Annotated in this window: 14 protein-coding genes; 5 read left to right on the top strand and 9 right to left on the bottom strand. The window is 69.5% G+C overall.

Annotated elements, in window-relative coordinates; genetic code table 11:
- Positions 1-173 precede the first annotated feature (173 nt).
- Positions 174-1,007 carry an SDR family NAD(P)-dependent oxidoreductase gene (locus JYJ93_RS05660; RefSeq protein WP_206787093.1) on the top strand — a complete coding sequence of 278 codons (834 nt, stop codon included), beginning with the start codon at positions 174-176 and terminating at the stop codon, positions 1,005-1,007.
- A gap of 12 nt (positions 1,008-1,019) precedes the next feature.
- Here JYJ93_RS05660 and JYJ93_RS05655 read toward each other — a convergent pair whose 3' ends face one another.
- The gene (locus JYJ93_RS05655; RefSeq protein WP_242543677.1) at positions 1,020-1,394 is read right to left on the bottom strand and encodes a hypothetical protein; all 375 of its coding nucleotides are present in this window, start codon (positions 1,392-1,394) and stop codon (positions 1,020-1,022) included.
- A 255-nt stretch (positions 1,395-1,649) separates the two neighbouring features.
- On the opposite strand from JYJ93_RS05655, the gene JYJ93_RS05650 reads away from it, so the two are divergent.
- Entirely contained in the window at positions 1,650-2,255 is a 606-nt protein-coding gene (locus JYJ93_RS05650; RefSeq protein WP_206787092.1) for a cupin domain-containing protein, read from the top strand.
- Between the two features lie 3 nt (positions 2,256-2,258).
- Here the strand turns inward: JYJ93_RS05650 and JYJ93_RS05645 are convergent, their stop codons facing one another.
- The 6 genes from JYJ93_RS05645 to lspA (JYJ93_RS05620) are packed head-to-tail and all read right to left on the bottom strand — an operon-like array spanning position 2,259 to position 6,811.
- Entirely contained in the window at positions 2,259-2,573 is a 315-nt protein-coding gene (locus JYJ93_RS05645; protein ID WP_206787089.1) for an energy transducer TonB, read from the bottom strand.
- Between the two features lie 22 nt (positions 2,574-2,595).
- On the bottom strand, positions 2,596-3,111 hold the full coding sequence (locus JYJ93_RS05640) for an HAD hydrolase family protein (protein ID WP_206787087.1): 516 nt from the start codon (positions 3,109-3,111) through the stop codon (positions 2,596-2,598).
- A gap of 13 nt (positions 3,112-3,124) precedes the next feature.
- Entirely contained in the window at positions 3,125-4,168 is a 1,044-nt protein-coding gene (locus JYJ93_RS05635) for an MXAN_5187 C-terminal domain-containing protein (RefSeq protein ID WP_206787086.1), read from the bottom strand.
- 40 nt (positions 4,169-4,208) lie between these two features.
- Positions 4,209-5,510, bottom strand: a complete 1,302-nt coding sequence (locus JYJ93_RS05630; protein WP_206787083.1) for a prolipoprotein diacylglyceryl transferase — start codon at positions 5,508-5,510, stop codon at positions 4,209-4,211.
- Between the two features lie 24 nt (positions 5,511-5,534).
- Positions 5,535-6,149, bottom strand: coding sequence for a signal peptidase II (gene lspA / locus JYJ93_RS05625; protein ID WP_206787081.1), 615 nt, complete (start codon positions 6,147-6,149; stop codon positions 5,535-5,537).
- Positions 6,150-6,181: 32 nt separating this feature from the next.
- Entirely contained in the window at positions 6,182-6,811 is a 630-nt protein-coding gene (lspA, locus tag JYJ93_RS05620) for a signal peptidase II (RefSeq protein ID WP_206787079.1), read from the bottom strand.
- 133 nt (positions 6,812-6,944) lie between these two features.
- On the opposite strand from lspA (JYJ93_RS05620), the gene JYJ93_RS05615 reads away from it, so the two are divergent.
- The gene (locus tag JYJ93_RS05615; RefSeq protein WP_269012855.1) at positions 6,945-7,304 is read left to right on the top strand and encodes a hypothetical protein; all 360 of its coding nucleotides are present in this window, start codon (positions 6,945-6,947) and stop codon (positions 7,302-7,304) included.
- Between the two features lie 64 nt (positions 7,305-7,368).
- On the opposite strand, the gene JYJ93_RS05610 is transcribed toward JYJ93_RS05615, so the two are convergent.
- A complete protein-coding gene (locus JYJ93_RS05610) occupies positions 7,369-8,607 on the bottom strand; it encodes an endonuclease/exonuclease/phosphatase family protein (RefSeq protein ID WP_206787075.1) in 1,239 nt (412 codons plus the stop codon).
- A gap of 239 nt (positions 8,608-8,846) precedes the next feature.
- On the opposite strand from JYJ93_RS05610, the gene JYJ93_RS05605 reads away from it, so the two are divergent.
- Both JYJ93_RS05605 and JYJ93_RS05600 read left to right on the top strand, forming a co-directional pair.
- The gene (locus tag JYJ93_RS05605; RefSeq protein WP_206787073.1) at positions 8,847-9,605 is read left to right on the top strand and encodes a Mut7-C RNAse domain-containing protein; all 759 of its coding nucleotides are present in this window, start codon (positions 8,847-8,849) and stop codon (positions 9,603-9,605) included.
- A gap of 222 nt (positions 9,606-9,827) precedes the next feature.
- Positions 9,828-10,139 carry a hypothetical protein gene (locus JYJ93_RS05600; RefSeq protein ID WP_206787072.1) on the top strand — a complete coding sequence of 104 codons (312 nt, stop codon included), beginning with the start codon at positions 9,828-9,830 and terminating at the stop codon, positions 10,137-10,139.
- A gap of 2 nt (positions 10,140-10,141) precedes the next feature.
- Here the strand turns inward: JYJ93_RS05600 and ileS are convergent, their stop codons facing one another.
- Positions 10,142-13,036 carry an isoleucine--tRNA ligase gene (gene ileS, locus JYJ93_RS05595; RefSeq protein ID WP_206787070.1) on the bottom strand — a complete coding sequence of 965 codons (2,895 nt, stop codon included), beginning with the start codon at positions 13,034-13,036 and terminating at the stop codon, positions 10,142-10,144.
- Positions 13,037-13,056: the final 20 nt, after the last annotated feature.

Here is a 13,056-nt window from a genome sequence, read left to right as displayed (position 1 = left end):
TGCCACCAAGGCGCGTTGCACGGCCGTGGGTTCTAGCCAACTTCCGACCCCGGGTCACGAACCGTGCGCCCGCCTGCCCGCCCGTCTGGAAGCGGGAGTTCCCCGGGTTTCGCCCGCTGTGCTAGCCCTGCCGCGTCACGCCCTCCCCCTCTCGCACCAGGAGTCCGAAAACCATGAGCCTTCCCTCTCGTCCTCGCGCGGTGGTGACAGGCGCCGGCAGCGGCCTGGGCCGCGCGTTGTGTGAAGCGCTGGCGGCCCGGCAGGCGCGGGTCATGGTGTCGGACATGAACGCGGCCAGCGCGGAGGAGACCGCCCGCCGCGTCACGGAGCTGGGCGGCGAGGCGCGCGTGCACCCGTGCGACGTGACGGACCCGGACGCGGTGGAGGCGCTGGCGCGCGCCACGGACGAGGCGTTCGGCGGCGTGGACCTGGTGGTGAACAACGCGGGCGTCGCCACCGGAGGCGCGGTGGGCACGCTGCCCCTGTCGGAATGGAAGCGCGTGCTGGACGTGAACCTGTGGGGCGTCATCCACGGCTGCCACGCGTTCGTGCCGCGCCTGAAGAAGCAGGGCTCCGGGCACGTGCTCAACATCGCGTCCGCTGCGGGGCTCGTGTACGCGCCGAACCTGGCGGCCTACAACACGTCCAAGGCCGCGGTGGTCGCGCTGTCGGAGACGCTCTACGCGGAGCTGCAGCCGCTGGGACTGGGCGTCACGGTGGCGTGCCCCACGTTCTTCCGCACGAACATCGCCTCCGCGGCCGCGCCCTACTCCGACCCGGAGACGCGCCGCATGAGCGTGAAGCTGGTGGACCAGTCGAAGATTGGACCGGAGTGGGTCGCCGAGCGGCTGCTCAAGGCGGTGGACCGGAACGCGCCGCACGTGCTGCCCATGGCGGACGCGCGCTGGTTCTGGCGGCTGCGGCGGCTGGCGCCCGGGATTTTCCTCCGGGGCGTCATCGCGGTGGAGAAGCGCATGCGCGAGCGCACCGCGCGCATCCCCGGCTAGAGGCGCGCGACGTCAGTTGCTGCGCTGCTGCGTGGGCGCCTTGCCGGACGTGAGCACGGCGGTGTCCACGGAGGCCATGGAGTTGCGCTGCTTCAGCATCCGCGCCTTCTGGTTCTGCTTGTCCTCGTGCTTGAGGATGGCGGCCATGTGGGCGTCGGCCACCTTGCACTGGATGGCGCTCACCTCCTGGTGACGCCGCCCCAATTCGTTCCACATGGCGAGCCGGCCCTGGCTGCCCAGGAGCCGGTCCTCGACCGCGTCCAGGGCCTGGTCCATCTGCTTGCCCTCGGCCTCCAGGACCGCGAGCCGCGCTTCGGAGTCCTCCGGGGACTGCCCGCATCCGGTGGACACGGCGAGCCCCACGGTCACCGCCATTCCGAGCCACATCCGCCGCATCCCCACGTCGCCTCCCAGGTGTCTCGGGCCGTCCACCGGCCATCAGGCAGCGCAAGGTAGGAACGGGCCCTGGGAGCGACAACCCGAACGCCAGCCGGGGAGGTAGGCGTTTCCAGGAGCGAACGTTTGGGCCTTTTTCCCATCCCACCGGTTTGACGGTGAGGCAGAAGGCCCGTGAATCCATTTCGTTGCGCACGGCCCGGGCCTGTCCCAGGTTGGGAAGGTCATGCCCACGGGAGGAAGGCGATGAAGGATTCATCGAAGCCCGGCAGCGCGCGCTGGATGTCCGGCGCCATCGCGGGCGCGGCGCTGTCACTGGCGTCCGTCGACGCGCACGCGGACGCGAAGGCGGCGGTGCCCACTCGGCTCACGTTCAAGGATGACGGCAAGGTGCCCAACAGCCGCTTCCCGGTGCTGGTGTACCGCGCGGCCCTTCCGCGCGAGGGTGACCTGGCCGCCGCGTTCGAAAAGCGCTTCGAGGCGAACGGCTGGCCGCCGCAGTGGCGCTCCGGCGTCTACGACTTCCACCACTACCACTCCACCGCGCACGAGGTGCTGGGCGTGGCGAAGGGCAGCGCGAAGCTGATGCTCGGCGGTGAAGCGGGACAGGTCGTCAGCGTGCAGGCCGGTGACGTGGTGGTGCTGCCCGCGGGCACCGGCCACAAGCGTGTGGAGTCGAGCGGCGATTTCCTCGTCGTGGGCGCCTATCCGGAAGGCCACGGCCAGTGGGACCTGCAGCGCCCGGACGCGGCGACGCACGATGACTCCGTGAAGCGCATCGCGCAGGTGCCGGTGCCGCCAGCGGACCCGGTCACCGGCAGGGACGGCGCGCTGGTGCGCGACTGGAAATAGCCGTCACGGCTCCGCTGGCGTCACTGACACCCCGCCGTCCGTGGGGAGCGGATCCCGGTACGTGAAGCGGAAGGTGTAGGGCATGTCCACCGGCTTCCCGTTGTAGCGGACGGGTGGGTACTCGCGCGCATGGATGAGGCGCAGGGCCTCGTTGAGTTGATCGTCGCTGACGGCGCCGTCCCGCTTCTTGACCTCGCATCCCTCGGCCCGGCCGGCCTTCGTGATGACGCACTTCACGACGGCTTCGCCCTTCACGGGCCGCGTGCTCGCGCACCCCGCGAGGCACAGGACTCCCGCGAACCACATCCCCCACTTCATGCGGTGCTTCCCCCTCTTCACATCACGGCGCGACGCGCGTCCGGTGCCGCAGGATGAACTCACACACCTCGCGCGCGGCGCCGAAGCCCGCGGCGCGCTGGGCCACGTAGTGCACCTGCGCGCGCACCTCGTCCGGCGCTTCCGGCACCGTGGCGGAGAAGCCCACCGCGTTGAGCAGCGGCAGGTCCACCACCTCGTCACCCATGTAGCCGCAGTTCTCCGCGGACACGTTGAGGATGCCGAGCAGCTTCTCGAAGTGCGCCACCTTGTCCTGGCTGCCGAAGTGCACGTGGCGCAAGCCCAGCGACTGCATGCGCATCTGCGCGGAGAGGCTGTCGCCGCCGGAGATGGCGGCCACCTCGATGCCCACCTCCTGCAGGCGCTTGATGCCCATGCCGTCACGCACGCTGTACATCTGCGTCCAGCCGGAGTTGGGCACCCAGAAGATGCGGCCGTCGGTGAGCGTGCCGTCGATGTCGAAGATCATCACCGACAGGCGCGCCACCCGCGCCTTGAGCGACTCCAGGTCGTGGTTCATGCCGTGCCTTCCGCTACTTGGGCACGGCCTTGAGCGAGGCCTTGCCGTCCTTGATGACGACCTTGAACTCCACGGCCTTCGCGTTGTGCTGCTTGAGCAACTCCGGCACCTGCTTGCGCAGCGTGGCGGCCACCGACTCGTAGGACAGTTTGGACGTGTCCTCCTGGCAGCGGCGCTTCGCGGTGACGTACGCGTCGTACACCGCGCGCAGCTTGTCGTCGGACATGCCGCCACCAGGGCCGGCCGCCGCGGGCCGGGGCGCCGCCGCCGCGGGAGCCGCCGGACGCGCAGGCTGCTGCGGAGCCGCGGCGGGAGCCCTGGTGGCCATGCCCGGAGGCACGGCCGGACGTCCCGCCGCCGGGGTCCCCACGGGCGCGATGGACGGCAGCCCGCTCACGGGGGAGACAGCCGGAGCGGACTGCTTCGGCGGCACCAGCCCCGCGGGCGTCCCCCGGGGCGCGCCGGCCGGCTGCGCCGCGACGGGCGCCGCCGCCGGAGTCCCCCGGAAGGGCGTGCCGCTCGGGGACTGCTGCTCCGCCAGGTACTCCGAGGCGAGCTTCGGCTCGTTGATGGGACGGCGGCCGGTGAGCTCTTCAATCTCCTCGAAGTCCATGTCGTCGACTTCTTCGGGGATCTCCACCACGCCCTTCGGGCGCTCGCCCGTGGCACTGGCCTGCTTCGTCCCGGAGCGGCGGCGGGCCTTGGCCAGGTCGCGGCGGTAGGTGCCGGCTTCAATCTCCTGGAGCGTGCGCACCCACAGCCGCTCGTAGGTGAGGAACTTGTTGTGGAGGCTCTGCACGCGGAACTTCACCGACGTGCTGCGGATGAAGGCCCCCTTGAGCTTCAGCATCCGCTTCTTCAGGTCCTCATGCGCGCGGATGGGCGCCTGCCGCTCCATGCCCAGGAAGTACTGCTCGTAGCTGTGGCGCAGCTCCGCGATGGCCGCCTCCAGCTCCTCGCATTGTTGGAGGGCGGCTTCGCTGGAGGAACTGGCGTCCTGTTGCGCGGGCCGGGCCCCACCTTTGGCGGCGGGCCGTGCGTTGTCGGGCGGCGGCATGTTCCCCGGAGTGTCCCCAACCCGGGCGCGGCTCGCAACCTCAGGCCGCCGACGGTGTAGGCCCCAGGCCAGCGGTCTCACCCGCCGGTCGGTGGCGGGCCATCAGCAGCGCACCGAAGGTGAACATGCACAGGGAGATGAACTGGCTGGTGGACACGTTGTACCAGGCCTCCAGGGGCACCGCCCCGGCCAGGCCCTGGGCCCCCAGCGACTCCAGCAGGCCGTGCAGGGTGCCGCGCTCCACGTCGCCCCGGAACAGCTCCACCGTGGTGCGCAGGCAGGCGTAGGCCATCAGCCACAGGGCGAAGATGTGCCCGTGGAAGCGGCGGAAGCGGCGCGCGTACAGGAGCACCACGAAGAGCACCAGCTGCCCCACCGACTCGAAGAGCTGCGTGGGGTACACCGGCAACGTCGTGCCGTGCTGGGCCACCCAGTCGGAGATGCGCACCGCGCCCGGCGCCCACGCGTGGAGCACCTGACCGGTGGCCTCCACCACATAGCGACCATCCCCGGCCTGTGAGCCGTACGCCAGGCTGGACGCGCCCCCCAGCCGGCCGAACAGGTCCTGGGCCAGCCCCGAGCCCGGGAAGGTGACGCCCGTGTGCGAGTGGCTCCCGGCCATGTCGCCCCAGCAGCACCCGGCGGAGAAGCACCCCAGGCGCCCCAGGCACTGCCCCAGCGACACGGTGGGGATGCACACGTCCGCCAGCCGCATGAAGTCCAGGTCGTGCTTGCGGGCGAAGAGGTACGCCGCCAGTCCCGCGCCAATGAGGCCGCCGTAGAACACCAGCCCGCCGCCCAGGGAGAAGGCCTGCGTCCAGTCGCGCGCGTAGTCCTGCCAGTTCACCAGCACGAACAGCGCGCGGCTGCCCACGAGACCACCCACCAGCACCCAGAACGCCAGGTCTATGACCTGCTCGCGCTTCTGGGGCCCCTCCGTGTCCACCTGGCCCTTGCCCGGCACCAGCGTCACGCGGCGCCACTCGTCCTGCGCCAGCCGGCCCGCCACCGACACCGCGGTGACGAAGCCCGCGGCCAGCAGGATGCCGTAGGTGTGCAGCGGGATGCCCTCGCCCTTGCCGCCGGGAAAGGCGTCCTCGGGCAGCGCGTACTTCAGGCCGAAGTACGCGAGAAAGCCGCCCACCGCCGCGAACCCCACCGCGCGCAGCAGCTTGTCCTGGAGCGGCGCGGGGCCCTCCTGGCCCGTCGCCGCGTCCACCGGCCCCAGCGTGCCCTTCCAGCCGTTGACGGCGACGGAGGCCACCACCCCCACCGCGGCGGCGTACAGCAAGAGCTGCATCCACAGCGTGGTGAAGGACAGGCGCAGCAGGACGGGGAGCATGGGGACCTCTAGACCTTTAGACCTTCATGAAGCCTTCGCGGGCGTGGAGGCCTCCGGCTTCTCCTTGCGCACGAAGGCATCCACCACGAGCATGCCCACGCCGATGCAGATGGCCATGTCCGCGACGTTGAACGACGGCCAGGCGGCCTTGTCGTACCAATGGGCCTCCAGGAAATCGATGACGAAGGCCCGCGCCACGCGGTCGATGTAGTTGCCCAACGCGCCGCCCAGCACCAGCGGCAGGCCCCACAGCGCCCACACCTCCGCGGGGTCCGTGCCGGACAGCTTCCGGAAGTAGAAGACGATGAGCAGCACCGCGCCCACGCTCACCAGGTGGAAGAGCGGGCCGCGCACGTCCGGGGGCAGGTTCCTGAACATGCCCCACGCCGCGCCCGGGTTCTCCGCGTAGCGCAGGCGGAAGAAGTTCTCCGCGACCTCCACGTGCGTCTTCGGCTGGAAGTGCAGGCCCCGGAAGCCCGGTTCTTGCGCGGGCGAGTAGAACGCGCCCAGCCGCTGAGACAGCGTGGTGGCCCCGTCGAAGCGGGTGGTGAGATCGCGCACGACCAGGTACTTCGTCCACTGGTCCAGCACGATGACGCCCAGCGAGAGGGCGAGGAGGATGACGTATTTGCGCGGCACGAAGAGGGCTTATACCAGCCCACCCCCGCGCGTCACGGCTGCGGGCTGCTGCCCTGGGGCAGGGGCTGCGCGGCGGCCGCTTCCGGACGGCGCAGCGAGTCCAGCAGCATCAGCGCCACGCCCACGCAGATGGCCGCGTCCGCCACGTTGAACGTGGGCCAGCGCATGCCTGGCTGGTTGCGCCAGTGCCAGTCGATGAAGTCGATGACGTAGCCCCGGATGAGCCGGTCCACGAAGTTGCCCAGCGCGCCGCCGGTGATGAGCGCCAGCGCCACGCGCACCGCCTTCTGCGACGGCTCCGTCTTCCGGTACAGCGTCAGGATGAAGCCCAGCGCCACCAGGCTCACCACGTGGAAGAACGCCTTGCGCGCCGTCTCCGGCAGGCTGGAGAACATGCCCCACGCCGCGCCCGGGTTCTCCACGTAGCGGAAGTGCCAGTAGTCCTCGATGAAGCGGTACGGCCGCGTGTTCTTGCGGAACACGCCCTCCACCGGAGGGTCGTTGTCCAGGTTCTGCTCGCTCAGGAAGCCGGACACACGCGAGAGGCCCTCGCGGCCATCCAGCGCTTCCGTCAGCCGGGACACGGCCAGGTACTTGGTCACCTGATCCGCCGCCAGCACGGCGAGGACCACCACGAGGAGGAGGCGGAGGGAGGCTTTCATGCGTTAGCCGAACCTCTATCGCGCCCCCGGGAGCCCTGACAACCCGGACCCGGGGCTGGGCCCGCCTGCCCACTTACTCCCGGAGTCCGCCTGTTTCGGGCATGGTGCGCCCATGGCGCCTGTTGAGCCCGACGTGAAACCTTCCACTCCCGACATTGCCCCACCCGGCACCACCACGCCTCCGGCGGCGAAGCCGACGTTGATGGCCCGCTTCAAGGCGCTGCTGCTGGAGTACGGCCCGGTGGCCTTCGCCCTGTACTGGCTGAGCTTCGGCCTGTCGTTGGTGGGCTTCTGGGCGGCCATCCGCGCCGGATTTCAACCGGAGGGCGCGGGCGCGCAGGCGGGAGCGTGGGGCGCTGCCTACGTGGCCACGCAGGTCATCAAGCCGCTGCGGCTGGGCGCGGTGTTCGTGCTGACGCCGCTGGTGGCGCGCATCCCGCCGGTGGCGCGCTTCCTGGAGCGCAACCGGCACAAGTGGAGCGACCTGCTCTGAAACGGCACGGGCCGGGCACCGGGGAGCTCCCGATGACCGGCCCGCGTTGCCTGCCACGCGCCCGTTAGAAGTTGGGCGTGCGGAACGTCTTGATGACGCCCATGTGCTGCATGCTGGACGCGCCGCTGTCGGAGTTCAGCGCCGGGTAGATCTCCGAGATGGGCGTGTACACGCGGCTGTCGAGCACCAGGCCGTTGTTGAAGGTGCTGCTCCCGATGACGGTGGGCACCTGGTACTGGCGCAGGTCGGAGTCCACGAGCACGTGGTCATACGGCTTGCTGCGGCTGGCATTGGTGCCGTCCTTGCCGTTCTTGTCCACCGGGTGCGGGCCCGCGGTGTCGACCACCTGCTTGAAGGTGGTGATGCACGCCTCGGAGCGGGAGTCGGTGTTGAAGTCGCCGCCGATGGCCAGGTAGTCGCCCTCGGGGATCTTCCCCTTGATGTAGCCCACGAGCTGGGTGGCTTCCGCGTTGCGGTTGCTGGAGCTGGTGGTGAGCAGGTGGACGCTGACGGCCCAGAGGTCACGCGGCCCGGGGATGTCGATGCGCGCCCAGGCGAAGTCGCGGTTGGAGACCTTGGAGTCCGTCCACTCGCCCGACTCGATGATGGGGTAGCGGCTGATGATGCCGTTGGGGATCTGCGCGCCGGTCTCGCGGTAGTAGTGGAAGCCCGCGCCAATCATGTCGACCATGGAGCGCATGTCCGCGGCCGAGTCCGACTTGTAGTTGAACTCCTGGATCATCACGATGTCGGGCTTCACGCCCTGCATCAGCCGGATGCCGTGGCCCGGGTCGTAGTCCTGACCGTTGCCGCTGGAGAGATTGGCGGCCATCAGGCGGATCTGCGTGTAGCCGCCGTCCGTGTCCGTCTCGCCAATCGTGCCCGAGTCCGCGGAGCCACCGTCCGTCGGAGAGCCCGCATCGGTGGAGGAGCCCGCGTCGGTGGTGGAACCAGCATCGATCGTGGTGCCCGCGTCCTCCGCGGTGCCAGCGTCGGTCGTGGTGCCAGCGTCGGTCGTGGTGCCAGCGTCGACCGTCGAGCCCGCGTCCTCCGCGGTGCCGCCGTCCTCGGTGCCCGGGTCCACGTCGGTTCCAGCGTCCTCGGTGGTGCCCGCGTCGTCCGTGGCCTGTCCCGCGTCGGAGCCCGCGTCATCGACGGTGGTGCCCGCGTCGGTGCGGGTCCCGGCATCCACGGAGGTCCCCGAGTCCGGAGGAGTGATGGGCTCATCACCCTCGCCGCAAGCGAGGGCCAGGAAACCCACCGCCACGAAGGGGCGGAGGAACGGGGAGAGCTTCATTGCCATGCAGGGCCTGGATCCTTGCTTCCGAGGGTGTCTAGGGGGTGACCCATCGGCTTCGGCACGCCGACTGGCGCGTGATTATAGAACTTTGCAAGAAGGCTGTCCCCTGACGGCCCGTGAGGATTGCGTCACCGTGTTTCAAGAATCCGAGAGTTTCACCGACCCACAGCTGGGGAAGGTGGGGATTCAACGCAAGACATCACGGGAATTGGCTACGACGCAGCAGGACGTGAGGAATCAGGATGTCACCACGGCAGCTCACGGTGCGGATCCACGGCGCACTGAACGACTTCGTCGCACCGGAGCGCCGGGGCCAGGCGTTCACGCACGTCCTGCAGGGCAGCCCGTCGGTGAAGGACCTCATCGAGTCGCTGGGCCCACCGCATCCGGAAGTAGACGTGGTGTTGGTGGACGGAGAGCCGGTGGGCTTCGCGCACCGCGCGCAGGAGGGCACGAACCTGGACGTGTATCCGGCGACGGATCCCTCCGCACCGCGCGTGGCGCGAGTGGGGCCGCCCCTCCCGGAGATGCCGCGCTTCATCCTGGACGTGGGGTTGGGGAGGCTGTCGGGCTTCCTGCGGATGCTCGGCTTCGACACGCTCTGGCGCAACGACTACGCGGACGACCAGCTGGCGCGCCTGTCCCACGACGAGGAGCGGGTGCTGCTGACGCGGGACCTGGGCGTGCTGAAGCGCTCGGAGGTGGTGCACGGCTACTTCCCGCGAGAGACGGATCCGGCGCACCAGCTGGTGGAGGTGGTGCGGAGGTATGGCCTGACGTCCCGCATGAGGCCTTTCTCCCGCTGCATCGCGTGCAACGCGCCGCTGTCCACCGCGACACCGGAAGAAGTGCAGGGCCGCGTCCCGGAGGGCGTGACCCAGCGCCACAGACACTTCCAGCAGTGCCCCGGCTGCCAGCGCGTCTTCTGGCCCGGCACGCACCATGAACGCATGCAGAACCTGGTGGAGACGCTGAGAAGGCTGGAGACTGCGGACGCATGACAAATCCCTGTCAGCCCAATCCCTTCCGCCTGGCGACATGTTGGGCGTCTACACGCTCAAGGCCACCTCCCGGGGGAGCTGGGAGCGGGATGGCCAACACCTTGAGTGGTCCGACAACTTGCACTTCCACGGCTTCTTCCGGATCCGAATGACGGCCTCGTCCCAGCGGGGGAGCAGCAGATTGCGAGCCGCAAGGTCGGTCAGTCGGAGGAGTCCCAATCCGTGACGGCCGAAGTCCCCACCATCCCCGCGCTCCCGGATCGCTTCTTCACGTTCCCCATGTCGACGAAGGAGCGGCGGTTCCACGAGCAATTGAAGTTCATCACCTTGGGGAACGAGGTCGTGGAGAGCCTCTCCGCCACCCTCGCATGGGGCCAGAAGCCCATCGAGTGGGACGTCACCTGGGAGATCCAGCCTGAAGCCAAGGGCGCGTCGATGACGCTGGGGGCTGAACGCCAGAAGGACGGACAGACCTGGCTGCCGCAGGCCACACCCGGGCGAACCCTCAAGCTGCCCCGGAAGCAGGCGCCCTGAGTTCAGCTCAATGCCTCACGGCACTTGAGACAGACATCCCCACCCTGCCCCACTGCTTCGGAGTACACCCAGCAGCGGGGGCACTTGATGCCCAGGGCCGGAAGCACGTCTATGGACAGCGATACACCGTCACCGAAGGTCTGTGAAACATCCATGACCTTCGCTGAGTCAGATGGAGCATCCGCCAGCTCCACCTGGCTCACGATGAACAGCCCGGGCAACTCCGCGAGGTGCGCCTCCAGCACCCCGCGCACCGTGCCCATGGCGCTCAGCACCACGCGGGCCTCCAGCGACGCGCCGATGCGCTTGTCCCGCCGCGCCACCTCCAGCACGCCCTGCACCGCGCTGCGCACCGCGAAGAGCTTCGCGTAGCGCGCCTCCAGCTCCGGCGGCATCGTGGCCTTCACCTCCGTGAAGCCCGCCAGGAACACGCTCTTCGCGCGCTCGCCCGGCAGGTGCTGCCACGCCTCCTCCGCCGTGAAGCTCATCACCGGCGCCAGCAGCGGCAGCAGCACCGTGAGCGCCTCGTGCAACACCGTCTGCGCACCCCGCCGCGCGGCTCCGTCCTGCTTCGCCGTGTAGAGCCGGTCCTTCAGGATGTCGAAGTACACGGCTGACAAATCATTGGCGCAGAAGTCCACCACCGTCGCGTAGACGAGGTGGAACTCATAATCCTCGTACGCCTGCCGCACTCGGGCGGCCACCTGCGCCAGCCGTCCGCGCGCCCACTTGTCCAGGGGCAACAGCTGGTCCCCGGCCACCGCGTCCTTCGCCGGGTCGAAGTCGTGCAGGTTGCCCAGCGCGTACCGCAAGGTGTTGCGGATCTTCCGGTAGCCCTCCGACAGCCCCTTGAGGATGGCGTCCGACAGGCGCACGTCGTTGCGGTAGTCGCTCGCCGCCACCCACAGGCGCAGCACCTCCGCGCCGTACTGCTGGATGACCTTGTCCGGCGCCACCGTGTTGCCCCGGCTCTTGGACATCTTCTCGCCCTGGCCATCCACCACGAAGCCGTGTGTCAGGCAGGCCTTGTAGGGCGCCACGTCGCGCGTGCCCACCGACACCAGCAGCGAGGAATGGAACCAGCCCCGGTGCTGATCACTCCCCTCCAGGAACAGGTCCGCCGGCACGCGCTGCCGCTTCGCCAGCACCGCGGACGCCATGCACGCCGAGTCGAACCACACGTCCAGGATGTCCGTCTCGCGGTGGAACTCACCCTTGCCGCAGCGAGGACACGTGAAGTCCTGCCCGAGGAACTCCTTCACCGGCGTGCGGTACCACACGCCCGCGCCCTCCCTCTCCACCGCCGCCGCCACCCGCTCCATCACCTCCGGGGACACCACCGCGTCGTCACACCCGTCGCAGTACGCGATGGGAATCGGCACGCCCCAGCTGCGCTGCCGGCTGATGCACCAGTCCGGGCGGCCCTCCAGCATGCCCCGGATACGCGACTGTCCCCACGACGGCACCCACCGCACCTGGTCCACCTGATCCAGCACCACCTGCCGGAAGGTCTGCGTGCCGTGGAACGGCGCATCCATCGGGATGAACCACTGATACGTCGCCGCCTGGATGACCGGCTGGTGGCAGCGCCAGCAGTGCGGATAGCTGTGCGTGAGCGTGTCCGACCTGTCGTTGAGCAGCGCGCCCCGCTGCACCAGCAGGTCCAGCACCACCGGGTTCGCCTCGAACACGCGCCGGCCCGCGAGCACCTCGCCCACCGTGTCGTCGTAGCGGCCGTCCGCGCGCACCGGGTTGTAGATGTCCAGGCCGTACTTCAGACCGACCTCGTAGTCCTCCTGGCCATGTCCCGGCGCCGTGTGCACCAGCCCCGTGCCCGCGTCCAACGTGACGTGCTCGCCCAGCACCACGCGCCCCTGCCGCTCCAGGAACGGGTGCTGATACGTCACGTGCTCCAGGTCCTCGCCCGTCGCGTACGCGAGGATGCGAGACGGATCCACCAGCGCCGGTGACGACACCTCGCCCGTGGGCAACTGCACGTGCTTCACCGCGAGCTCGTCCGACTTCACCTCCGCCAGCACCTTCGCCAGCAGGTCCTTCGCCACGCAGAGGACGCGGTCCTCCAGCCGGTAGAAGACGTATTCGAACCCGGCGTTCACCGCGATGGCCAGGTTGGCCGGCAGCGTCCACGGCGTGGTGGTCCAGATGACGAAGGACACACGCTGTCCCTTCAGCTGCGGCAGCTTCTCCAGCAGCGCCGGCCCCGCGTCGAAGGCCACGTACGCGGACGGCGAGGTGTGCTCCGCGTACTCCACCTCCGCCTCCGCGAGCGCGGTCTGGTCCTGGAGGCACCACGCCACGGGCTTCTTGCGTCGGTACAGCATGCCCCGGCGCGCGAACGCGGCCAGCTCGCGGACCTCCTGCGCCTCGTAGCTGAAGTCGAGCGTCCGGTAGGGCGCGTCCCACGTCCCGAAGACGCCCAGCCGCTGGAACTCCGCGCGCTGGATGTCCACGAACTCCAGCGCGTACTCGCGGCAGCGCTCCAGCAGCGCGTCACGCGACAGGGTGCGCTTGTCCAGCTTCTGTTCCTTGAGGCGCTTCTCCACCGCCTGCTCGATGGGCAGACCGTGAGTGTCCCAGCCGGGGATGAAGTCACACGGGCGTCCGGAGAGGTTCCGGAACTTCACCACGATGTCCTTCAGCACCTTGTTGAGCGCATGCCCGGCGTGCAGGTGGCCGTTGGCGTACGGCGGCCCGTCCGCCAGCACGAAGGGCTCACGGCCCGCGTTCTTCGCGAGCAGCTGGGTCCACACGTCCTGCTCCCGCCACCAGGCGAGCAGGCGCGGTTCGAGCTGGCCCAGGTTCCCCTTCATGGGGAACTCCGTGCGCGGCAGGTGGACGGTGGCGTCGAGGTCCTTGCGGGAGGGGGCGTCGCTCATGGCTTGAGCGCCCGTAACAC

The sequence above is a fragment of the Corallococcus sp. NCSPR001 genome, assembly GCF_017309135.1.
Lineage (GTDB): Bacteria > Myxococcota > Myxococcia > Myxococcales > Myxococcaceae > Corallococcus.
The sequence above is the reverse complement of the archived record's forward strand: the minus strand, read 5'-3'. Positions and strand labels throughout refer to the sequence as shown.